The sequence below is a fragment of the Paraburkholderia ginsengisoli NBRC 100965 genome (assembly GCF_000739735.1).
Classification (GTDB): domain Bacteria; phylum Pseudomonadota; class Gammaproteobacteria; order Burkholderiales; family Burkholderiaceae; genus Paraburkholderia; species Paraburkholderia ginsengisoli.
The window spans coordinates 320,803-343,104 of sequence record NZ_BBJF01000003.1 but is presented as its reverse complement, the minus strand read 5'-3'; the positions used below and the strand labels follow the sequence as shown (position 1 = coordinate 343,104).

At 62.3% G+C, this 22,302-nt stretch carries 16 protein-coding genes, 1 other RNA gene and 1 pseudogene; 5 read left to right on the top strand and 13 right to left on the bottom strand.

The features are described from left to right. Positions 1-227: 227 nt before the first annotated feature. From BGI01S_RS02600 to gyrA, 10 genes are all read right to left on the bottom strand, one after another. Positions 228-551: an integration host factor subunit beta gene (locus BGI01S_RS02600; RefSeq protein WP_007180889.1), complete on the bottom strand. Its 324-nt coding sequence runs from the start codon at positions 549-551 to the stop codon at positions 228-230. Positions 552-572: 21 nt separating this feature from the next. Continuing rightward, positions 573-2,306, bottom strand: a complete 1,734-nt coding sequence (rpsA, locus tag BGI01S_RS02595; RefSeq protein WP_042321879.1) for a 30S ribosomal protein S1 — start codon at positions 2,304-2,306, stop codon at positions 573-575. Between the two features lie 162 nt (positions 2,307-2,468). Then, a complete protein-coding gene (gene cmk / locus BGI01S_RS02590) occupies positions 2,469-3,155 on the bottom strand; it encodes a (d)CMP kinase (protein WP_042321877.1) in 687 nt (228 codons plus the stop codon). 35 nt (positions 3,156-3,190) lie between these two features. Further along, a complete protein-coding gene (gene aroA, locus BGI01S_RS02585; RefSeq protein ID WP_042321874.1) occupies positions 3,191-4,495 on the bottom strand; it encodes a 3-phosphoshikimate 1-carboxyvinyltransferase in 1,305 nt (434 codons plus the stop codon). A 19-nt stretch (positions 4,496-4,514) separates the two neighbouring features. Next, positions 4,515-5,456 carry a prephenate dehydrogenase gene (locus BGI01S_RS02580; protein WP_042321873.1) on the bottom strand — a complete coding sequence of 314 codons (942 nt, stop codon included), beginning with the start codon at positions 5,454-5,456 and terminating at the stop codon, positions 4,515-4,517. A gap of 69 nt (positions 5,457-5,525) precedes the next feature. Continuing rightward, the gene (gene hisC, locus BGI01S_RS02575; protein ID WP_042321871.1) at positions 5,526-6,638 is read right to left on the bottom strand and encodes a histidinol-phosphate transaminase; all 1,113 of its coding nucleotides are present in this window, start codon (positions 6,636-6,638) and stop codon (positions 5,526-5,528) included. Positions 6,639-6,731: 93 nt separating this feature from the next. Continuing rightward, complete coding sequence (pheA, locus tag BGI01S_RS02570) at positions 6,732-7,814, bottom strand: prephenate dehydratase (protein WP_042321868.1); 1,083 nt, start codon at positions 7,812-7,814, stop codon at positions 6,732-6,734. A gap of 62 nt (positions 7,815-7,876) precedes the next feature. After that, positions 7,877-8,959 carry a 3-phosphoserine/phosphohydroxythreonine transaminase gene (serC, locus tag BGI01S_RS02565; RefSeq protein WP_042322587.1) on the bottom strand — a complete coding sequence of 361 codons (1,083 nt, stop codon included), beginning with the start codon at positions 8,957-8,959 and terminating at the stop codon, positions 7,877-7,879. A 326-nt stretch (positions 8,960-9,285) separates the two neighbouring features. After that, positions 9,286-9,888: a DUF2059 domain-containing protein gene (locus tag BGI01S_RS02560; RefSeq protein WP_042322585.1), complete on the bottom strand. Its 603-nt coding sequence runs from the start codon at positions 9,886-9,888 to the stop codon at positions 9,286-9,288. A 128-nt stretch (positions 9,889-10,016) separates the two neighbouring features. Beyond that, complete coding sequence (gyrA, locus tag BGI01S_RS02555) at positions 10,017-12,653, bottom strand: DNA gyrase subunit A (RefSeq protein ID WP_084585245.1); 2,637 nt, start codon at positions 12,651-12,653, stop codon at positions 10,017-10,019. 477 nt (positions 12,654-13,130) lie between these two features. On the opposite strand from gyrA, the gene ompA reads away from it, so the two are divergent. The 5 genes and pseudogenes from ompA to BGI01S_RS02535 all read left to right on the top strand — a co-directional run. Continuing rightward, positions 13,131-13,778, top strand: coding sequence for an outer membrane protein OmpA (gene ompA / locus BGI01S_RS02550; protein WP_042321863.1), 648 nt, complete (start codon positions 13,131-13,133; stop codon positions 13,776-13,778). Positions 13,779-14,003: 225 nt separating this feature from the next. Further along, positions 14,004-14,702 carry a bifunctional 2-polyprenyl-6-hydroxyphenol methylase/3-demethylubiquinol 3-O-methyltransferase UbiG gene (gene ubiG, locus BGI01S_RS02545; protein ID WP_042321860.1) on the top strand — a complete coding sequence of 233 codons (699 nt, stop codon included), beginning with the start codon at positions 14,004-14,006 and terminating at the stop codon, positions 14,700-14,702. 30 nt (positions 14,703-14,732) lie between these two features. Continuing rightward, on the top strand, positions 14,733-15,446 hold the full coding sequence (gene gph, locus BGI01S_RS02540; RefSeq protein ID WP_042321858.1) for a phosphoglycolate phosphatase: 714 nt from the start codon (positions 14,733-14,735) through the stop codon (positions 15,444-15,446). A 124-nt stretch (positions 15,447-15,570) separates the two neighbouring features. Beyond that, positions 15,571-15,940, top strand: a transfer-messenger RNA (tmRNA) gene (gene ssrA / locus BGI01S_RS29110). 163 nt (positions 15,941-16,103) lie between these two features. After that, a pseudogene (locus BGI01S_RS02535) lies at positions 16,104-17,336 on the top strand (tyrosine-type recombinase/integrase); the annotation flags it as partial. A gap of 440 nt (positions 17,337-17,776) precedes the next feature. Here the strand turns inward: BGI01S_RS02535 and BGI01S_RS30815 are convergent. From BGI01S_RS30815 to BGI01S_RS02515, 3 genes are all read right to left on the bottom strand, one after another. Then, positions 17,777-18,193, bottom strand: a complete 417-nt coding sequence (locus BGI01S_RS30815; protein WP_217997656.1) for a BRO family protein — start codon at positions 18,191-18,193, stop codon at positions 17,777-17,779. 477 nt (positions 18,194-18,670) lie between these two features. Beyond that, positions 18,671-21,250, bottom strand: a complete 2,580-nt coding sequence (locus tag BGI01S_RS28885; protein WP_052400406.1) for a glycoside hydrolase family 19 protein — start codon at positions 21,248-21,250, stop codon at positions 18,671-18,673. Beyond that, complete coding sequence (locus BGI01S_RS02515; RefSeq protein WP_042321854.1) at positions 21,247-22,035, bottom strand: hypothetical protein; 789 nt, start codon at positions 22,033-22,035, stop codon at positions 21,247-21,249. The genes BGI01S_RS28885 and BGI01S_RS02515 overlap by 4 nt, the downstream gene beginning before the upstream one ends. Positions 22,036-22,302 lie beyond the last annotated feature (267 nt).

Here is a 22,302-nt window from a genome sequence, read left to right as displayed (position 1 = left end):
GCAAATGGATGGGTGGGGCGCATGCTCTGATTGCGCGGCAGGTGCATGCAGTCATTCAAGCTGCACGTGACCCGGCGTGGCATGACACGACAGAGCAGCCGCGACGATGCGGCGCAACATGTATGGACGAAAAAAAAGCGCCCGAAGGCGCTTTTTCTGGTCTTTTGCCAACTGGCTTTGGCCGCTGACGCTACCAATGCCACGCTGCAAAACGCGCAGCGAAGCATTTACAGATCGTCATCCGGCTCTTCGGCCTTCAATGGCTCGCCCGCACGACGGTCTACCCGTTCACGCAATTCCTTGCCCGGCTTGAAGTGCGGTACATACTTCTCAGGTACCAACACCTTCTCGCCCGACTTCGGATTGCGCCCGACGCGGGAGGGACGGCGGTTGAGCCCGAAGCTGCCGAAGCCGCGAATTTCGATGCGATGACCGTTGGCAAGCGCCTCCGACATCGCATCAAGCATCGTCTTCACCGCGAAATCCGCATCTTTGAGTACAAGCTGCGGGAATCGCGTAGCCAGCTGGGCGACCAATTCCGATTTGGTCATACTGCAGCAGACCTCTCAGACTTACTGGTTCTGGCCGTCGAGCTTGGCCTTCAGCAGCGCGCCGAGGTTCGTCGTGCCGGTGGCTGCCGAGCTCGAGTCCGACGAAGCCAGGCCGCGAATCGCTTCCTGTTGCTCAGCCGAGTCCTTGGCCTTGATCGACAGGTTGATGCCACGCGACTTGCGATCGATGTTGATGATCATCGCGTTGACCTTGTCGCCTTCCTTCAGCACGTTGCGAGCATCTTCCACGCGGTCTTGGGCGATTTCCGAAGCGCGCAGGTAGCCTTCGACTTCCGCCGACAGTTGAACCACGGCACCCTTCGCGTCCACCGTCTTGACCACGCCGTCGACGATCGAACCCTTGTCGTTCATTGCAACGAAGTTGCTGAACGGGTCGCCTTCGAGCTGCTTGATGCCCAGCGAAATGCGTTCCTTCTCGACGTCGATGCCGAGAACGATCGCTTCCACTTCGTCGCCCTTCTTGTACTTGCGAACTGCTTCTTCGCCCGTTTCGCTCCACGACAGGTCCGACAGGTGAACCAGACCGTCGATGCCGCCCGGCAGACCGATGAAGACGCCGAAGTCGGTGATCGACTTGATTGCGCCTTGCAGCTTGTCACCCTTCTTGAAGTTGCGGCTGAAGTCGTCCCACGGGTTCGGCTTGCATTGCTTCATGCCGAGGCTGATACGGCGGCGGTCTTCGTCGATTTCGAGAACCATGACTTCGACTTCGTCGCCCAGCTGCACAACCTTCGACGGTGCAACGTTCTTGTTCGTCCAGTCCATTTCCGACACGTGGACGAGGCCTTCGATGCCCGATTCCACTTCGACGAATGCGCCGTAGTCGGTGATGTTGGTGACCTTACCGAACAGGCGCGTGCCCGACGGGTAACGGCGCGAGATGCCTTCCCACGGATCGTCGCCCAGTTGCTTGATGCCCAGCGAAACGCGGTTCTTCTCTTGGTCGAACTTGAGGATCTTCGCGGTGACTTCCTGGCCAACCGACAGAACTTCGCTCGGGTGACGCACACGACGCCATGCGATGTCGGTGATGTGCAGCAGGCCGTCGATACCGCCGAGGTCCACGAATGCGCCGTAGTCGGTGATGTTCTTGACCACGCCTTCCACGATCGCGCCTTCCTTCAGCGTTTCGAGCAGCTTTGCGCGCTCTTCGCCTTGGGTCGCTTCGATCACAGCGCGGCGCGACAGCACGACGTTGTTACGCTTGCGGTCGAGCTTGATGACGCGGAATTCCAGCGTCTTGCCTTCGTACGGGGTCGTGTCCTTGACCGGACGCGTGTCGACCAACGAACCCGGCAGGAACGCGCGGATGCCGTTGACCATCACGGTCATGCCGCCCTTGACCTTGCCCGTGATCGTGCCGGTCACGAGTTCGTTGTTGTCGAGAGCCTTTTCCAGCGACAGCCACGAAGCCAGGCGCTTCGCCTTGTCGCGCGACAGGATCGTGTCGCCATAGCCGTTTTCCAGCGCGTCGATCGCGACGGAAACGAAGTCGCCCGCCTGCACTTCTACCTCGCCCGCGTCGTTCAGGAACTCTTCGAGCGGGATGTAGGCTTCGGACTTGAGACCAGCGTTCACGACCACGAAGTTGTGGTCAACACGCACGACTTCGGCGGAGATCACTTCGCCAGCGCGCATGTCTTGCTTGGTCAGCGACTCTTCGAACAGAGCCGCAAAAGATTCGGTATTCGGGGTAGAGGTTTGCAGGTCGGACATAAAAATCAAAATTTGCATGGTTCTCGCGGTGCCCGGCTGGCCGGGACGGTCAGCAACTTCGGCAAGAAAGCGAATGCCACGCGGGGTTAAAGGGTTAATACAACGCTTCACGACAATCGTGAAGCACCTACCGACAACGGACTTCTACAGCGCCGCCGCTGATTCACAACCGTACTTCAATCAGCCATGCGGGACTAAAGCTCCATACCACTGCACCACCTGTTCGACCGCCTGGTCGACCGACAATGAAGAGGTATCAAGCAGCTTTGCATCCGCTGCGGGCTTGAGTGGCGCGGCTGCGCGCTGACTGTCACGCTCGTCGCGCTCACGCAAATCCCGGAGCAAGTCATCCATATTAGCAGAAAAGCCTTTTTGGATCAATTGCTTATGTCGGCGCGCCGCGCGGGCCTCCACGCTGGCGGTCATGAACACCTTCAGTACGGCGTCCTGGAAGATCACAGTGCCCATGTCGCGGCCGTCGGCGACCAACCCCGGTTCCTTGCGGAACGCCCGCTGACGCGCCACCAGCGCGGCTCGCACGGGAGCGTGCACCGCAATCGCCGACGCCCGGCTGCCGACTGCCTCGGCGCGAATTTCCGCCGACACGTCAACGCCGTCGAGTTGCGCCAGCCCCTCGCGGAAAGTGATATGCAGGTCGTCGATCAGCTTGACCAGCGCGTCGGCGTCGTCAGGCGCGACGCCATAGCGGAGGCTGGCCAGCGCGGCGAGGCGGTACAGCGCGCCGCTATCCAGCAGGTGAAAGCCGAGGCTCGCGGCAACCAGCGCGGCCACGGTGCCTTTGCCGGAGGCACTCGGGCCGTCGATCGTAATGACGGGCGTCTGGTGAAAGGGACGGGTCGGTTTCATCGAAAAAGTCGCACGTCAGTCGATTCGAGATCGAATCAGGGTTGAGCGAGCGCAATGAAGCGCTCGAAATAATCGGGAAACGTCTTGCCGACGCACTTCGGATCGTTGATCCGGATCGGCACGCCGCCGAGGCTCACGAGCGAGAAGCACATGGCCATCCGGTGGTCGTCGTACGTGTCGATGGAAGCGTTCGGAATCAGCTTTTCAGGCGGCGTGACGACGAGAAAATCCTCGCCCTCCTGCACTTTCGCGCCGACCTTGCGCAGCTCCGTTGCCATCGCGGCGATGCGGTCGGTTTCCTTCACGCGCCAGCTGGCGATGTTGCGCAGCGTGGTGGTGCCGTCAGCGAACAGCGCGGCGACGGCGATCGTCATTGCGGCGTCGGGAATCAGATTGAAGTCCATGTCGATCGGATCGAGCTTGCCGTGGTCGTTGCCGACGCCGCGTACTTCGATCCAGTCGTCGCCCATCTGCAGGTTCGCGCCCATTTTGATGAGCGCATCGGCAAAGCCGACGTCGCCCTGGATGCTCGCGCGGCCGACGCCCTCCACTTTCAGCGGGCCGCCGCCGAGCGCGCCAGCCGCGAGAAAATACGATGCGGACGACGCATCGCCCTCGACCATGATCGTGCCCGGCGACTGATAGCGCTGCCCCGAGGGCACGACGAACTGATGCCAGCCGTGACGCTCCACGTTGATGCCGAAGCGCGCCATCAGCTTGATCGTGATCTCGATGTACGGCTTCGAGATCAGTTCGCCGTCCACCTGCACGGTGGTCACGCCGCTTTCGGTGCGCAACAACGGCAGCGTCATCAGCAACGAAGTCAGGAACTGGCTGGACACGTCGCCGCGCACGCGAATCGGCGTATCGGCGGTGATCTGTGCCGGGCGGATCCGCAGCGGCGGATAGCCTTCATTCTCTTCGTAGTCGATCTTCGCGCCGATCTGCCGCAGGCCGTCGACCAGATCGCCGATCGGCCGTTCGTGCATGCGCGGCACGCCGTGGATCCGATAGTCACCGCCGTTCACGGCCAGCGCCGCGGTCAGCGGACGCACCGCCGTGCCCGCGTTACCGAGGAACAGATCGGCCTGGCGCGCGGTGAACGCGCCGCGCGTGCCGGTCACGACGCAGGTGTCGCCGTCGCGCTTCAGACGCACGCCGAGCTTTTCGAGCGCGTCGAGCATCACGCGGGTGTCGTCGGAGTCGAGCAGGTTCGTGATCGTCGTTTCGCCTTCGGCGAGCGCCGCGAGCAGCAGCACCCGATTCGAAATGCTCTTCGAGCCGGGCAGACGAACCGTGCCGGTCGCACGAGAAAACGGTCCGAGATCGAGGAATTCCATGATTGAGTCCAGTTTCCGGTTATTTCGACGCGTCGCTCGGGGCCACGCTGGCCGCGCGCTGTTCCTGCCATTCGGTGCGCGCGACTCGCGAGCGCGCGAACACGGCTTCGAGCGCGGCGCCGTCGGCGGCCTCGATCGCCGCGCGCAGGCGCGCGAGCACCGCGGTGTAGGCATCGAGTTCGTCGAGCAGCGCGACGCGATTGGCGACGCACACGTCGCGCCACATCTCCGGGCTCGACGCAGCGATGCGCGTGAAGTCGCGAAAGCCCCCCGCCGCGAACGAGAATTTCAACGCGGCGTCGGGTGAATTGAGAATCTGCTCGACCAGCGCGAACGACAGCACGTGCGGAAGATGGCTGACCGACGCGAACACGCGGTCGTGCTGCTCGGGCGTCATTTCGCGCACGAGAGCGCCGGTGGCGCGCCACATCGCCGCGACCTGCTCGACCGCGTCCGGCGCATTCTCGGCCAGCGGACACAGCACGACATTGCGGTTCACATACAGATCCGGCAACGCGGCATCGACGCCGCTCGACTCGCGGCCGGCAATCGGATGCCCCGGCACGAACTGGCCAATCCGCGCACCGAGTGCCGCGCGCGCCGCGGCGACCACGTCCGACTTGGTGCTACCGGCATCGGTAACGATGGTGCTCGCGTCGAGATAGGGCGCGATGCGGTCGAGCAATGGCTGGGTCTGCGCGACGGGTGCCGCCAGCAACACAAAGTCCGCGCCGGACAGCGCGTCACGCAGCGCAGCATCGTCGCTCAACGCCGCCGCGCCGTCGATCACGCCCAAGGCCAAAGCGCGCTCGCTCGACGCGGACGACCGCCCGACGCCGATCACCTTGCGCGCCCCTTCGGTTTCGCCGCGTTCGCGCAACGCGCGCGCGAGCGATCCGCCGATCAGGCCGACACCGAAAATCACCAGCTTGTTAAAAGAAAACGCGGCCACGTCGGTCACAGAAAAAGCGCCAGTTATGCAGATAAGCCGTGCCGATCAGGCGCGCGGGTCAAAGGTGAGAACCACCGCTCAAGCGGTGGCGAGCGTCTTTTCGAGCGCCGCGAGGAAGGCGTCGTTTTCTTCCGGCAGGCCGATCGTGATACGCAGCCATTGCGGCAAACCGTAGTTGCCGACCGGACGCACGATCACGCCCTGCTTCAGCAGTTCGAGATTGACGCGATTGCCGGCCGCGTCGTCGTTGCCGACGCGCACCAGCACAAAGTTGCCGTGCGACGGCACGTACTCAAGACCGAGCTTGTCGAACGCTTCAGTCAAGCGGCGATAGCCTTGCGCGTTCAGCGCCGCGCTCTTCTCGAGAAACGCCTTGTCGTTGAGCGCGGCGATTGCCGCGGCTTGCGCCAGCGTGTTCACGTTGAACGGTTGACGCAGACGGTTCAGCAGATCGGTCAATTCAGGCTGGGCAATTGCGAAGCCGACGCGCAGACCCGCGAGGCCGAACGCCTTCGAGAACGTGCGCGACACCAGCAGATTCGGATAGCGGCGCACCCATGCGATCGAGTCGTAACGCTTTTCCTGCGGTAGATATTCGGTGTACGCCTCGTCGAGCACCACGACCACGTGACGCGGCACCTTGTCGAGAAACGCTTCGAGCTTCGGACCTTCGATAAACGTGCCGGTCGGATTGTTCGGATTCGCGACGAACACGAGGCGCGTGTCGTCGGTGATCGCGGCAAGCATCGCGTCGAGGTCGTGACCGTACTCCACGGCCGGCACGACGATCGCGCGCGCGCCCACGCCCTGCGTGGCGAGCGCGTAGACCGCGAACGAATACTGCGCGAACACGATCGACTGGCCTTTCTCGACGAACGCGTGCGCGGCGATTTCCAGGATATCGTTGCTGCCGTTGCCGAGCGTGACCCAGTCAGCCGGCACGTCGTAGCGCTCGCTCAACGCGGCCTTCAGCTCGAACGCGTTCGCGTCCGGATAACGGCCGAGTTCGCTGGCGGCTTGCGCCATCGCGCGTTGCGCCGACTCCGGCATGCCGAGCGGATTCTCGTTCGATGCCAGCTTCACGATGGTCGCTTCGTCCAGATCGAACTCGCGGGCCACTTCCGAGATCGGCTTGCCGGCGATGTAAGGCGCGATTGCGCGCACGTAGGAAGGACCGAAAGACGCTGTCATGAATATCTCCGAACGACTAGGTGTAGTTGAATGTGCGGCTGGGCGGCACGACGCCGCCCTTTCCCATTGCTTGCATCCGTTGCCGACGACCCGTTAGCGGGCGCGCGGATACGAACCGAGTATCTTCAGGAACGCGGCCTTCTCGCCGAGTTCGATCAGTGCGGCCGCGACCGCCGGATCGTCGCGATGGCCTTCGACGTCGATGTAGAAGTAATACTCCCACGTGCCGACGCGAGCCGGACGCGATTCGAAACGGGTCATCGACACGCTATGGCGAGCCAGCGGCTCCAGCAGCTTGACCATCGCGCCGGGTTCGTTGACCACCGACACGATCAGCGAAGTCTGGTCGTATCCGCTCGGCCCGGCCGGCTGCTTGCCGATCATCACGAAGCGCGTGCGATTGTGCGGGTCGTCCTGGATCAGCGCGTTCACCACCAGCAAGCCGTAGTGGGTCGCTGCGCGATCGCCGGCGATAGCCGCGACGCTCGGGTCTTCCGCCGCCATGCGCGCCGCCTCGGCATTGCTCGACACCGCCTGGCGTTCCAGATGCGGCGCGTTCGTCGACAACCAGCGCTGGCACTGGGCGAGCGCCTGCGCATGCGCGCACACGCGCTTCACGCCCGTGAGGCCGCCGTTCAGCGTCAACAAATTGTGGTGGATCGGCAAAGCCAGTTCGCCGCCAATCGTCAGTTGCGTTTGCAGCAGCAGATCGAGCGTGCGCGACACCGCGCCTTCGGTCGAATTCTCGACCGGCACGACGCCGAATTCCGCGGCGCCCGCTTCGACCGAACGGAATACCTCGTCGATCGACGGGCACGGCAAGCCTTCGATCGACTGACCGAAGTACTCGTGCATCGCCTGTTCGCTATAGGTGCCGACCGGCCCGAGATACGCGGCCTTGATGGTCTTTTCGAGCGCACGGCTCGCCGCCATGATCTCGCGCCAGATCGCGCTGATGTGCTCGCTCGCGAGCGGCCCTTCGCTCATGTCCTGCAAACGCGCGATCACCTGCTGTTCGCGCTCCGGGCGGAACACCGGCGCGTTGAAATGCTTCTTCACCTCCCCCACTTCGAGCGCAACCGCGGCGCGCTGGTTGAGCAGTGCGATCAATTGCGCATCGAGTGCATCGATGCGATCGCGGAGGGGTTTGAGTCGGGTATTGAGTTCGTCGTCCATGCGTGAAAACGGCCCTGCCGGGTAACTGCTGGAAAAGATGCGCGTGCCTGCGAGTCAGCGACTCAGGCGTTGCTCTGTTCGAATTCCTTCATGTATTCGACAAGCGCTTTGACGCCTTCGAGCGGGACGGCGTTATAAATCGACGCCCGCATGCCGCCGACGGACTTGTGGCCCTTTAGCTGCACCATTCCCCGCGCTTTCGCGCCGGCCAGGAAATCTTCGTTGCGCGACTCGTCGGCGAGGAAGAACGGTACGTTCATCCTCGAGCGCGAGCCTCGCTCGACCTTGTTCAGATAGAAAGCGCTCGAGTCGATCGCGTCGTACAGCAGCTTCGACTTCTCGAGATTGCGCGCTTCCATCGCGGCAAGGCCGCCCTGCTTCTTCAACCACTTGAACACCAGCCCGGCGATGTAGATCGCATAGGTGGGCGGCGTGTTGTACATCGAATTGTTTTCGGCGACGGTCTTCCATTCGAACGCAGACGGGCAGATCGCCTGCGCGCGATCCAGCATGTCTTCGCGCACGATCACCACCGTCACACCGGCCATGCCGATATTCTTCTGCGCGCCGCCGAACAGCACGCCGTATTTCGCGATGTCCATCGGGCGCGACAGGATGTGGGACGACGCGTCAGCCACCAGCGGAATGTCGCCGAGGTCGGGAATCTCGAACGTCTCGACGCCGTGGATGGTTTCGTTCGTGCACAGATGCACGTAGGCCGGATCGTCCGACAACTGCCAATCCGAGCGGGCCGGCGCCCGCGTGAAGCCGTCCGCCGTCTGGCCGGTGGCGGCTAGATGCACCGTGCCGTATTTCTGCGCTTCCTTGAAGGACTTCTGCGACCACGAACCGGTGATGACGAAATCCGCGCGCGGTTTCGCGCCCATCAGGTTCATCGGCACGATGGCGTTCTCGCCCAGACCGCCGCCCTGCAGGAACAGGATGCGATGGCTCGCCGGCACCGCGAGCAATTCGCGCAGATCGGTAAGCGCTTCCTCGTGGATCGACATGAATTCTTTGCCGCGATGGCTCATTTCCATCACGCTCATGCCACTGCCTTGCCAATCGAGCATCTCATCGGCGGCCTGACGCAGCACTTCTTCGGGCATGGCCGCCGGGCCGGCGGAGAAATTAAAGACGCGCATCGTGAAGTCCTGGGAAGCGGGCGCGAAAAATAAAAGATCGCGCAAAAATCGGCGAAGGCGGCCGCTGCAAACGCAGCCACAGTGAAACGGGCCATGCGAGTTCGACGACGTGGTTTCGTTGGCGCGAACCTCGGCCAAAACGAATTGCCACAGCGAAACCACCGGGTTTTCGCGCCACAAAAGAAAATGGCCGTCTGCGCGTGTGCGCAAACGGCCATTATCGCATTGTCACCGTCAACCCGCCAAACCCGGCGCGCCGTACCGCCTACCAGGCGCGCGTATCAAGCAGCGGCTCGCGCGATGTCAGCGCAGCCTCTTGAGCTGGATTACTTGGCCGGCTTGACCGAAGCAACTTCCTTGTCAGCCTGGTCGCGCGTTGCCTTGATCGATTGCGGCATGTACTTTTGCATCAGGCCGTTCACGACGTCGCGGCCCACCTGGTCCTGGACCTGGATGAACTTGCGGCCGGTCGCGCTCTTGTAGAACGCGGTCAGATCCTTGATTTCCGACGTGCTGTAGTACTTCGCGTACGCGTCGTACTGAGCTTGCATCGCGTCCTGACGGAAGCTGTCCGTTGCGAACACTTGACCTGCGCCGTCAACCAGCTTCGGCACGGCGTTCTTTTGCAGCGCCGGGACGGATGCCTGCTTCTGCTTGTCCGTCATCGTCTTGTTTTCGCTCAGCGCGTCCGACAGGATAGCCGGAACCAGTTGCTTGGCTTGCATTTGCGCGCTGTTGCCGATCGCGCCGACCAGCTTCTGCGCGTCGATTGCGTCCAGCAGGTCCTTGATCGCAGCCTGCTTGGCCGGGTCAACCGGTGCTGCGGCAGCAGCCGGGGCCGCCGGGGCCTGGCTTTGCAGTGCTTGAGCCATAGCGAAGGTCGGCACGAGGGCAGCCAGCAACATCAGTTGTTTGAATCGTTTTTGCATCATTACTCCCTAAGAGAAATTAACTTGAACTGCGCGCTGCGCGGGACGCGTATCGATCCGACACGCCCTTATTCCCGGCGCAGCATAGCTTTCAACCATTAACCGAGACTGAAATCTGCCGACGCGGATCAGGCTGCGCCACCGTCCTCACTGCCGTTGTCACCTTCGGCAGGGCCTTCGACGTCGCCTTCCACTTCACCTTCGGCTTCGGCCTCAGCAACCTGTTGCAGACCGGAAAGCTTGGTCCCTTCGTCAAGGCTGATGAGTGTAACACCTTGGGTTGCACGTCCCATTTCGCGAATTTCCGACACGCGCGTACGAATCAGCACGCCCGTATTGGTGATCAGCATGATCTGCGCCTCTTGATCCACCAGCGTCGCGGCGACCACCTTGCCATTACGCTCCGACGTCTGGATCGCGATCATGCCCTTCGTGCCGCGACCGTGACGGGTGTATTCGATGATCGGCGTGCGCTTGCCGAAGCCGTTTTCGGTGGCGGTGAGCACCGACTGCTGCTCGTCGCCGGCGACCAGCAACGCGATCACGCTCTGTCCGTCTTCGAGCTGCATGCCGCGCACACCGCGCGCCTCGCGGCCCATCGGACGCACGTCGTTCTCGTCGAAGCGAACCGCCTTGCCCGAATCCGAGAACAGCATCACGTCATGCTGGCCGTCCGTGATGGCCGCGCCGATCAGGTAATCGCCGTCATCCAGACCGACCGCAATAATACCCTTGCGCAACACGCGGCCGAAGGCTTCCAGCGGCGTCTTCTTTACGGTTCCCAACGCGGTGCCCATAAAGACGAATTTGTCTGCCGAAAATTCCTTGACCGGCAAGACGACCGTAATCTTTTCGCCTTCCTGCAGCGGGAAGATATTGATGATCGGACGACCTCGCGAGTTCCGCGAACCTTGCGGAACTTCGTAGACCTTCACGCTGTAGACGCGACCGCGATTCGAGAAGCACAGAATGTGATCGTGCGTGTTCGCGATGAACAACGTGTCGATCCAGTCGTCTTCCTTCATCGCCGTGGCCTGCTTGCCGCGACCACCCCGCTTCTGCGCGCTGTACTCGGACAGCGGCTGCGATTTCACGTAGCCCGCATGCGACATGGTCACGACCATTTCCTGCGGCGTAATCAGGTCTTCGGTGTTCAGTTCGGTTGCGTTCAACTCGATCTTCGAGCGGCGCGCATCGCCGAATTCAGCCTTGATCGACGTGAGTTCGTCGACGATGATCGCCGTAATACGTTCCGGGCGAGCCAGAATGTCGAGCAGGTCGGCGATTTGCGCCATCACTTCGCGGTACTCGCCGATGATCTTGTCCTGCTCCAGACCGGTCAGGCGCTGCAGACGCATCTGCAGAATTTCCTGAGCCTGGGTGTCGGACAGACGGTAGAGGCCGTCGGATTGCATACCGAACGACGGGTTCAACCCGTCCGGACGATAGGCTTCGCGACCGCCCGCCGTCGCGTTTTCCGTCTCGGCGCGCGACAACATTTCGCGCACCAGCGACGAATCCCACGGACGCGCCATCAATTCCTGCTTGGCGATCGGCGGAGTCGGCGCGGCCTTGATGATCGCGATGAACTCGTCGATGTTGGCGAGCGCGACCGCGAGGCCTTCGAGCACGTGGCCGCGTTCACGAGCCTTGCGCAGTTCGTATACAGTGCGCCGCGTCAACACTTCCCGGCGATGCGACAGGAAGCACGACAGCATTTCCTTCAGGTTCAGCAGCTTCGGCTGGCCGTCGACCAGCGCGACCATGTTCATCCCGAAGGTATCCTGAAGCTGCGTGGCCTTATACAGATTGTTCAGCACCACTTCCGGCACTTCGCCGCGCTTCAGCTCGATCACGACGCGCATGCCGCTCTTGTCGGACTCGTCGCGGATATCGGAGATGCCTTCGAGCTTCTTCTCGTTGACCAGCTCGGCGATGCGCTCCAGCAGCGAGCGCTTGTTCACCTGGTACGGCAGCTCGTCGACGATGATCGCCATGCGCTGGCCGCGATCGATTTCCTCGAAGTGCGTCAGCGCGCGCATCACCACGCGCCCGCGGCCCGTGCGATAGCCGTCGCGCACGCCGGCCACGCCGTAGATGATGCCGGCGGTCGGGAAATCCGGCGCCGGAATGATCTCGATCAGTTCGTCGATCGTGGCTTCCGGGTTCTTCAGCAGATGCTGGCAGGCGTCGACGACCTCGTTGAGGTTGTGCGGCGGAATGTTGGTCGCCATGCCGACCGCGATGCCGGACGAGCCGTTGATCAACAGGTTGGGAATGCGCGCGGGCAGGATGGCCGGTTCGTTTTCGCTGCCGTCATAGTTCGGCGTGAAGTCGACCGTTTCCTTGTCGATGTCGGCCAGCAGTTCGTGGCCGATCTTCGCCATGCGGATTTCGGTGTAACGCATCGCCGCGGCGTTGTCGCCGTCGACCGAACCGAAGTTGCCCTGGCCGTCCACCAGCATGTAGCGCAACGAGAAGTCCTGCGCCATCCGGACGATGGTGTCGTAAACAGCCGTGTCGCCGTGCGGGTGATATTTACCGATGACGTCGCCGACAATACGCGCCGACTTCTTGTACGCGCGGTTCCAGTCGTTGTTCAGTTCGTGCATCGCGTACAGCACGCGCCGGTGCACCGGCTTCAGGCCATCGCGAACATCGGGAAGCGCACGCCCTACGATCACGCTCATCGCGTAGTCGAGATACGAACGGCGCATTTCCTCCTCTAGGGAGATTGGCAGAGTCTCTTTGGCGAATTGATCCATTATCCGTATCTTTTACATGCCAAGGCGACGAATCACTCCGCGCCTTCGCGTAAGCATTGCAGGCGCAACGCATCACGCGATTCTAACATGCCGCGAATCCGCTCCCGCCGAGGGTACGTATACCTATTAGAGGAAGGTCAGCGAAACGTCTGGCCGGACCTCATTTTCGATCCGGTCAGGCGCGATTCGTGCGTGGGGCAATCCGCCGCTCAGCCATGACTGGCGGTGCCTTCCGGGGATTGCTTCTGTTGCGCAAGCACCACAATTAAAGGGCGATTTGATCGGGGGCGGATTTTTTTATCGTCGGAAGGGAACGATATGGCAAAATGCCAACGCACAAAGAGTTAGACACTGCTCGAAGTCTACACACCACGTTTTTTGTTCCACACCAATGTTATACTTCGAGCAATGTATGACTTGTCTTCGTCAACAGGCTCGCAGTAAACCTGCGGTAATCTCAATTTCGAGAGGAGAAATATGAATAAACTTTCAAAGCTCGCGTTCATTGCAGCTACCGCAGTTATGGCTGCATCCGCCGTGGCGCAGTCGGTGCCGGCGTCGCGACAAGCTACGAACGACAACTGGGTGAATGGTACCGGCGAATACGTGTGGATGAACGGCACGAACGAGCTTTGCTGGCGCGATGCATTCTGGACGCCGGCAACGGCCAACGCCAAGTGCGACGGCGCCCTGGTTGCCCAGGCTCCGACGCCGCCGGCACCGGTCGCACCTGCACCGGCTATCTCTAGCGAAAAGATTACGTATCAAGCTGACGCTCTGTTCGATTTCGACAAGGCAATCCTGAAGCCGGCTGGCAAGGACAAGCTGAGCGAACTGGCATCGAAGATTCAAGGTATCAACCTGGAAGTCGTCGTCGCAACGGGTCACACGGACCGTATCGGTACGGACAAGTATAACGACCGTCTGTCGATGCGCCGTGCGCAAGCTGTGAAGGCATTCCTGGTCAGCAAGGGTGTCGAAGCCAACCGTATCTATACGGAAGGCAAGGGCAAGCGCAACCCGGTCACGACTGGTTGCAACCAGAAGAACCACAAGCAACTCATCGCCTGCCTCGCACCGGATCGTCGCGTGGAAGTCGAAGTTGTCGGTACGCCGAAGCAATAAGGTCCTTATTGCCGCGGTATCGAAGCCCCGCTCCGGCGGGGCTTTTTTTATGCGCGCCCGAGCCGCGATACAGGCAGCGGCCTGCGGGCCGTGGACGAGAGCACTGTCCGTGCGGCCCCGTAGCCGCGCGTCACGCCGCCCTTTTGCCGCCCTGTCCCTCGACCTATATACTCAGGGTTTATCCTCGAGCGCCCGCTCACCGCTCTCATCGAGGCAGCTTCCGCCATGACCAACGCCGATCCCCACGAACTACAGAAATTCAGCGACCTCGCGCATCGGTGGTGGGACCCGAATGCCGAATTCAAGCCGCTGCACGAACTCAATCCCATCCGCCTCAGCTGGATCGACGCCCACGCGCATCTCGCGGGCAAGAACGTGCTGGATATCGGCTGCGGCGGCGGCATCCTGTCCGAGTCGATGGCGGGACTCGGCGCGCACGTGAAAGGCATCGACCTGTCGACGCAGGCGCTCGGCGTCGCCGATCTTCACAGCCTTGAAAGTGGTGTAACCGTCAATTACGAAGAAATCGCCGCCGAGGCGCTAGCCGCCCGCGAACCGGGCACATACGACGTGGTCACCTGCATGGAAATGCTCGAACACGTGCCCGAACCCGCCGCGATCGTCGCAGCGTGCAAGACGCTGGTGAAACCCGGCGGCTGGGTGTTCTTTTCCACGTTGAACCGCAACGTGAAGTCGTACCTGTTTGCGGTGATCGGCGCCGAATATATCGCGCGGATGCTGCCCAAGGGCACGCACGACTACGCGCGCTTCATCCGTCCGTCGGAGTTGGCGAGCTTCGTGCGCGCCGCCGGTCTGCGCACGGCCGACATCAAAGGCATCGTCTACAACCCGCTCGGCAAGCATTTCACGCTGTCCGCCGACACGAGCGTGAACTACATGCTCGCTTGCCGCCGCGACGCCTGAGCCGCCCCGACCCGCCGGACTAATCGAACAATGAGCGATCCTACCCCCCTGCCCCAACGCGAAGACAACGACGACGCGCTCGGTCTTTGCCAGGCCGTGCTTTTCGACCTCGACGGCACGCTCGCCGATACGGCACCCGATCTTGCCGCCGCCGTCAACAAGATGCGCCACGACCGCGGACTCGACATGGTGCCGCTCGAAGACCTGCGCCCGCTGGCGTCCGCTGGGGCGCGCGGCCTGATCGGCGGGGCGTTCGGCATCGGCCCGGACGACCACGAGTTTGCGTCGATGCGCGAAGAATTTCTCGCCAACTACGAAGCGGATTTGTGCATCGAGACGACGCTGTTTCCCGGCATCCCCGAACTGCTCGACGAACTCGATGCACGGGGCGTGCGCTGGGGCATCGTCACGAACAAGGTGGCTCGGCTGACCGAGCCGCTGATCGCGCAACTGGGCCTCGAGGAGCGCGCGGGCTGCGTGGTGAGCGGCGACACGACTGCGCATTCGAAGCCGCACCCGGCGCCTTTGCTGCACGCCGCACGCGAACTGGACATGGCGCCGGAACGTGTCATCTACGTGGGTGACGACCTGCGCGACGTGCAGGCAGGCTTTGCCGCCGGCATGAAGACCGTGGCGGCCGCATACGGCTATTGCGGCAACGACATCCCGCCGACGCAATGGCATGCGCAGCACGTCGTGCAATCGCCGGCGGAACTGCAGAAGCTGCTGCGCGACATCTGCTGACGCGCATTGAGCCGGCAAGGCCGGCAGCAGCGCCACAGCGGCCGCTACGCCAATGAGATAGGACGCGGCCGTCAATCTATTGTAAAATCCGCGTCTGGCTCAGACATTATGAGCAACGAACCGCGGGGGCGACCTGGTTTCGACAGGGGTTGCGAAGCGGCTAGGGCATGTCGAGGACCCGTCACCTCGTTAATCAATGGGAAAAACGTAACTGCAAACGACGATACGTTCGCACTGGCAGCCTAAGGGCCGCCGTCCTCTGCCTAGTTCACTGACGGGCTAGTGTCGCAAGACCGGTAGCAATACCGACAGAGGTCATATACGTCAGTTAAGCCTTGGCGGTGTCACGACGCCCGGGTCGAAAAATTAGTGAATCGCCTCAGTGCAGCGTGTTCGTCCGCGTCACTGGGGTTAAATCAAATGACAGAACTAAACATGTAGAACTGGTCGTAGAGTGCTTCTGGACGCGGGTTCGATTCCCGCCGCCTCCACCATATACACTCCAAAGTTTCACCAGCCACACCAAGAAACCCGTGACAGCACAAGGCTTCACGGGTTTTTTATTTCAATCCACCGCAAAGTTTGCCCATCGACAGCAAGGGGTATTTAGGGGTATTTTCGGGGGTAGCAAGCATACCCCAGCATCTACATACCCCCATGCCACTCACCAACACGACTATCCGCAACGCGAAGCCCGCCGAGAAACCCTTCAAGCTGTTTGACGGCGGCGGCCTGTTCCTGCACGTCACACCCGCAGGCCAGCGTTACTGGCGGCTCAAGTACCGGGTGGCGGGCAAAGAGAAGCTATTGGCACTCGGCGTTTATCCGGACGTGTCGCTTGCGGCTGCACGCAAGAAACGCGACGAGGCGCGCGAGAAGCTGGTGACTGGCATTGATCCAGGTGAAGCGAAGAAGGCAGAAAAGCGCACGCAGCGCCTGAACGCAGAGAACTCGTTCGAGGCGGTCTCTCGCGAGTGGCACGCCAAGTACGCGCCCACATGGTCAGCGAGTCACGGAGACCGCATCCTCCGACGACTGGAGATTGACGCCTTCCCGTGGATCGGCGGCAAACCTATTGCTGACCTCGCGCCCACGGATGTGCTCGATGTGCTACGCCGGATCGAGAAACGCGGCGCGCTCGAAACCGCCCACCGACTCCACGCCAACATCGGGCAGGCGTGCCGCTATGCCGTCGCCACAGGCCGCGCCCAGCGCGACATTACCGCCGACCTTCGCGGCGCGCTCCCGCCCACACAGACCGAACACATGGCGGCCATCACCGAGCCGAAGCAGGTTGCCGAACTACTGCGCGCAATAGACGGCTATCAGGGCACGCTCCCTGTGGCGTGCGCGCTACGCCTTGCCCCGCTGCTTTTTCAGCGGCCCGGAGAACTGCGCGCCGCCGAATGGATCGAGTTCGACCTGGACGGTGGCACCTGGGAGATACCAGGTGAGCGTATGAAGCGCACGAAGCAGGGAAAGGCGGCTGGCGGCGCGCACATCGTCCCGCTTTCGTCTCAGGCCGTCGCCATTCTGCGCGAGCTACGCGCGCTTACCGGCAACGGCCGATTTCTGTTCCCAAGCGTGCGGACGAAAGACCGCCCCATGTCGGATAACACCGTCAACAGCGCACTGCGCCGCCTCGGGTATGACGGAGCCACAATGACGGGTCACGGCTTCCGCGCAATGGCGCGCACGATCCTTGAGGAGGTGCTTGGCGTGTCGGCGGCAATCATCGAGGCCCAGCTTGCGCACGCCGTGAAAGACCCACTCGGGCGCGCATATAACCGCACTGCCCACCTCTCCCAGCGCCGCGCGATGATGCAGAAGTGGGCGGACTACCTCGGCCAGATCAAGGCGGGAGCGACCGTGCTCCCGCTATTGCCCGCCTCCACCAGCGCCTCGAACGTGGCACGCTACTTCGTTGATACCGAGTTCACGTCTCTCGACAACGCCGAACTCATCAGCGTCAGCATCGTCGGCCAAGACGGCAGTGAGTTCTACGCCGAGCGCTCGGACTTCAGTCGCGAGGCGTGCAGCGACTTCGTACGAGCACACGTACTTCCGCAACTCGGCAAGGTGCCCGCGCGAGCGTTGGCGGATGCGCGACTCCGTGACGAGTTGAGAAAGTGGATCGCTGCAATCCCACTCGACCCACCACCTGTGATGTGCTGTGACGGTGGCGGGACTGAGTACGACCTGCCATTGCTCTACTTCGCGCTGGGCGGCCCACTGCCGCGCGCATGGAGTACCGAGGATGTTTCAGCACGCATCGACCCGGCGCGCCTCCAGAGCTACCGCGCGACCCACGGGGGCCAACACCACGCGCTTCACGACGCACGCGCGAATGCCCATGCGTTCCGGGAGCCCGAGGCCGAAGTAATCCCTATCACCGCAGTCGGCGGCGCGTAATCCTGCTTGTTTTGGGGGTGTGTCCACTTTTGGATATACCCCTCTTTGGACTGCCCAAGGCCATCGAGCATGTCATCAATATCGCGCATCACATGGCCGTGGCCCTTGCCGGTCGGCTCCGCTGTCTCGCGGCTACTCATGGTTTGCGCGCCGCCCGCCGTAGGGGCGACCGATTCAGTCGTCCCTTTGCAATGATCGCGAACGGCCTTGTCCGGCGCGGCATAGCCGAGCACCGCCGCCACGTCGCGCGCAATGAACCACGGCTCACCGTCGATCAAGACAACGCGCACCGACTCCATGCCAAACGGGCGTGTCACAGTAGTGACGGAAAGCACCTCGCTATCGCAGCGCACAGCCGGGCGCAAACTGCCACCCACTGAACCACTGGGCGCCCCCATGCCACTCATTTTTAGAAATCCGCCGCAAACAATCGAAGCGACGATGGAACGCCTGCGCACCGCGCGAGAAGTGCGGCGGCTCTCAGAAGCTCGGGCGATAACCACGCAAGCGGTTCACACCCACCTTCAAACGGGCCAGCACATGCGTGGCGCGACCACGCGAGAGATTCACGCCCACCTCCAAACCGGCCAGCGCCTGCGTGGTGAGGCCACACGGCTATTGCGCGCCGAGCACGTCGCCATGATGCGGCTATTGAGCGACAAATAGGGCGCGGCCCAGCTTTCAGCGGACGAAAAAAAGCCGCGCTCAGTGGCGCGGCGAAGACGGAACAACGACTTACTCTCGCCGCCAGTTTAGTTGCTCGGCGGGCGCGCCCGGCAAGCTCTATTCCTGCCGGGCGCGCGCGGACATGCTCACGCTCCGCTAATGCCGCCCGTCGCGATGTGCGCGAGTTGTCGGTCGCTCAGGTCTTGTCCGGCCTGCTGATTATTCGTGACTCGTACATCCATTGGTCCCGGCGTGTTGAGTTGCGCCGGAATCGCAGCGACAGCCGGGGGCGGCGGAACGTTCATCGGCGGTGCCGTCACGGTCGGAACGGGGGCAATCGGCACGGGCGTCGCGGCGGCTACCTGCACCGTCGGCGGTGCAACGGACGGCGCGACAGACGCTGCCACCGCTACGCCAGGCGCGACCTTCCCAGCCGCAATAGTCGCCGCCGAAAAGCCGGGATTGTTCATTTCCGCAAGGTATTGTTTGAACAGCCTGCTTCGGTCATCGAGGCCAGTGGTCCCGCCATTGATCTTCTTTGTCGCCGCGAGCACGTCGCCATTCTGGCTGGCCTCGACAAGCCCCGTGCGGCTACGATGAAACCAGACAGCAATCTTCGCAGCGTTCGCCGGATCGGCGGCCAGTTCGGGGTGAGCGATAAGGTCGAGCCCCGTTGCTTTTGCCGCCGCCGCGTAGTTGTTCCTGCCGGTGATCTGGACGAATCCACGCCCCTTGAACTTCGCACCGTCGCCCGCCTCGGTGTTTCCAAGATTCTTTCTACCCCAGTCGCCGCCGTACATGGCCTCCGCAGTTGCGTCTGGCCCCTTGTCGATGATGGCTTGCGCCTGCTCCTCAGTCGTGATGCCCGCGCGCTTGCCAAAAAGCTTGAGGAACTGCTTGGGCTTGTACTTCGTGCTCTCCTCAAGCGAGCGGAAACCGCCGCTTTCATGGTCCATCTGCGCCATGAACATAGCGCGCTCAGTTCCATTGGTCATGTCTGAACTGTTCATCTCGGCAACGAGCGCAGCCTTGTTGCCCTTCGAGCCGCCGCCGAATACGCCCTTGGCTGCATCCACGGCATTAGCCGCCGCCGCTTTGATCGGCTCGGCCATTTTCTCGACGCGATCCTTGCCGTAATCGACCGCCGCCTTTCCTGCATCCTTGGCGACCTGAGCGCCTTTCTTCACGGACTCAACGACTGGCGCGGTGACTTTTTTTGCGGATGCCGCCGCCGCCGCCGCCGCGTCTCTCGCCTTCTGAGCAATGGCATCAACGTCAAGACCAAATTTGTCTTTCAGGAAGGCTTTCGCCCCATCAACGATGACGCTCCATGCGGCGCTGACAGTCTTTGCGATATCGCCGAGCTTGTCAGTTACCGTCTTCCATGAGTCCTTGAAGAATCCGGTCGTTGCATCCCATGCGCCCGTAATCTGCTTGCCCACTGCGGACCAATCGACCGTAGCGAGCCATTCGCCGACAAGTTCGCCGACCCTATCGCCAATCACGCCGCCGATCATGGTGCCAACCGGCCCGCCGACTAGTGTGCCGAGGCCGCCTCCAATCAATGCGCCAATGCCGGAGCCCGCGCCCTTGAAGCGGTCAGTGTGGTTTTCCTCTGCGGTCTTGTTCGGGTCGTCGTCGCCGAAAATGCTGGCGAGTGCCGAGCCGCCCGCGAACAGCGCGCCGAGCAGCGGCAGGCGTCGTAGGCCAATCTTTCCGAGCCCGAGCGCACCCTTGCCGAGCGAGCCGAGCAGGCCACCGCCGCCCTTCATCATGCGCAGACCGCCACCGAGAAGCGCCTTCATCAGACCGCCGCCCTTGCCGAGCAGGCCGCCACCTTTGCCTAGCAAGCCGCCAAGCATGCCCGCGAGCGAGCCGATAATGCCCTTGCCGCTGTCGTGCTCGCCGCCAGTCTTTCGGTCGATATCCTTCAGCGTGCGCTCTTGCGCAATGTTGAACTCGCTCGCCTGTTCGCGGGTCAGGCGTAGCTCAGCGAAAATCTTTCGATACCACGGGATAGGCGAATTCTTACCGGTCGCCACCCCGAAGCCGCGCCCGATGGTTGCCTTCCCCAGCTTGCCGACCGCACCGAACGGGCCGGACACGATTTTGCTGAGTTCCTTGCCCGCCTCCACGGTCGGATCGAGCTTTTCATAAGAACCAACATCGATGCCGGTGGAGTGCAGGCTAGAGCCCAAGCCCTTCAGGCTCGCGACAATGCCTTTGCCGTCAGAACCGTCATCGTTGTGGCCGCCACCCGCGCCACCCTTGCCGCCTCCCGATCCGAACCGCCCACGGGCATCACGCGATTGTGCTGCGTTGCTCACGCCCGCGCGGTCGCGCGCTTCTTCGGCTCGCTTGGCTTCGGCGTATTGCGCACCCTGTTGGCGCGTTAGCGTCTTGACGGCGGTCGCCGCCTGCGTCAGTGCGCTCACGCCAGCCGTGCCCGCGATGAAACGTCCGCGAGCGTCGCGCAGTCGGTCAGGTGCAGGCGCGCTCGCAATGCTGCGCGAGGTAGCCGTGGATGCGCGAGAGCCGTGCGGGCCGACCTGCGGCGCGGCGGACTGTGCCACCTTCTGACGACGGGCGACGGAATCCTTGATGCCCGATTTCAGCATCGCCAGGATTGCACTCGTATCGCTGCGGATGCCGCCAATCCCTTCGGAAAGGTCCGCGACGTTTAGCGGCTTGTCGGCAATCAGAAAGCCCTTGTCGTCGGATTTCATCGAGCGACCCACTCCGCCCGCAAATCGCGAGCAATGTCACGGGGGCTGTATCGCTCGGTGAGGTACGGGATTGCTTGAAGCTTCCCTTCGCGCACGTCGTCAAAGTAGCCTTCGATACTGCGGAATTGCTTGCACTTGCGGCGAATCGGTTCGACGGCCTGGCCCAGCGCGTCCATCGCTGCCACGACCGTTGCGCTACCACGCACATCGTCGAACCCGTGAGAGCGAGCAACGGCGATTGCCTGTTCAATGCGCTCTGTTGCAGCCGCTACGCGCTCGAAGTCATCGGGGACCGGCTGCGTCTGGTTGGTGAACTGGATCATGGCCGTGGTGAACTGCGCCGCTATGCCGCCGAGTATTCGCTCGGTGCCACGCATGAGCGCATGCTGGTGCGAGACCTTTGCGTCGAACTCCATGTGCGGAGAGAGCCCAAGCAGGAAGTCGGTCGACACGGAATAAATGCGCGCCGCCTGCCGCAGGAACTGGTGATCCTTGGGCGTCGGGCGCTCGCCGGACTCGATCAGGCTCAGTTGCGTGCTATTCGCATAGCCGAAATCTTTCGCCGCCTCGACCGCTGTCATGCCCGATAGCACGCGCGCGACGATCAGGTTGTAGCGCAGCGTTTCCAGTTCTTCGGGCAGGTTCTTGTTGCGCACGAAGCGCGTGAGCGCCTGCTTGACGTGCAATTCACGCCGCGCGTCGGTCATCGGCGCACGGGGCTCGCGTTGCGGCGTAGCATCGTGCGTGCGCTGCTGCTGTTCCAATTCGATATCGGTCTCGCTCATGTTGACCTCGCCGCCAAAATATTCTCCAACCGTCCGCAAATGGCATCCAGCCGCTCACACGTAGCATCCAGTTGATCCGCCGCGTGGCAAGGCATTGCTTCTGCCGCCCCCGCGCTGTCGGCCCACCGATGCCGGGATGACCTTCGGTGAATCGCGTCGGCAGGAACGCCGTAAAGACGTTCCAATTCTTTTGCGGTTTGGCCGGAGATGTAGGCGAGCCGGACCGCTTCCCATTTTTCCCTGCTGAACCTGATAGACACGGCTGCC

Bases quoted from the DNA above. Each gene is read 5' to 3' on its own strand.
- serC (WP_042322587.1), bottom strand. From the start codon at position 8,959: ATGCGCGTCTTTAATTTCTCCGCCGGCCCGGCGGCCATGCCCGAAGAA.
- BGI01S_RS02515 (WP_042321854.1), bottom strand. From the start codon at position 22,035: ATGAGCGAGACCGATATCGAATTGGAACAGCAGCAGCGCACGCACGAT.
- hisC (WP_042321871.1), bottom strand. From the start codon at position 6,638: ATGACAGCGTCTTTCGGTCCTTCCTACGTGCGCGCAATCGCGCCTTAC.
- pheA (WP_042321868.1), bottom strand. From the start codon at position 7,814: ATGGACGACGAACTCAATACCCGACTCAAACCCCTCCGCGATCGCATC.
- ompA (WP_042321863.1), top strand. From the start codon at position 13,131: ATGAATAAACTTTCAAAGCTCGCGTTCATTGCAGCTACCGCAGTTATG.
- cmk (WP_042321877.1), bottom strand. From the start codon at position 3,155: ATGAAACCGACCCGTCCCTTTCACCAGACGCCCGTCATTACGATCGAC.
- gyrA (WP_084585245.1), bottom strand. From the start codon at position 12,653: ATGGATCAATTCGCCAAAGAGACTCTGCCAATCTCCCTAGAGGAGGAA.
- BGI01S_RS02600 (WP_007180889.1), bottom strand. From the start codon at position 551: ATGACCAAATCGGAATTGGTCGCCCAGCTGGCTACGCGATTCCCGCAG.
- ubiG (WP_042321860.1), top strand. From the start codon at position 14,004: ATGACCAACGCCGATCCCCACGAACTACAGAAATTCAGCGACCTCGCG.
- BGI01S_RS02560 (WP_042322585.1), bottom strand. From the start codon at position 9,888: ATGCAAAAACGATTCAAACAACTGATGTTGCTGGCTGCCCTCGTGCCG.
- BGI01S_RS28885 (WP_052400406.1), bottom strand. From the start codon at position 21,250: ATGAAATCCGACGACAAGGGCTTTCTGATTGCCGACAAGCCGCTAAAC.
- aroA (WP_042321874.1), bottom strand. From the start codon at position 4,495: ATGGAATTCCTCGATCTCGGACCGTTTTCTCGTGCGACCGGCACGGTT.
- gph (WP_042321858.1), top strand. From the start codon at position 14,733: ATGAGCGATCCTACCCCCCTGCCCCAACGCGAAGACAACGACGACGCG.
- rpsA (WP_042321879.1), bottom strand. From the start codon at position 2,306: ATGCAAATTTTGATTTTTATGTCCGACCTGCAAACCTCTACCCCGAAT.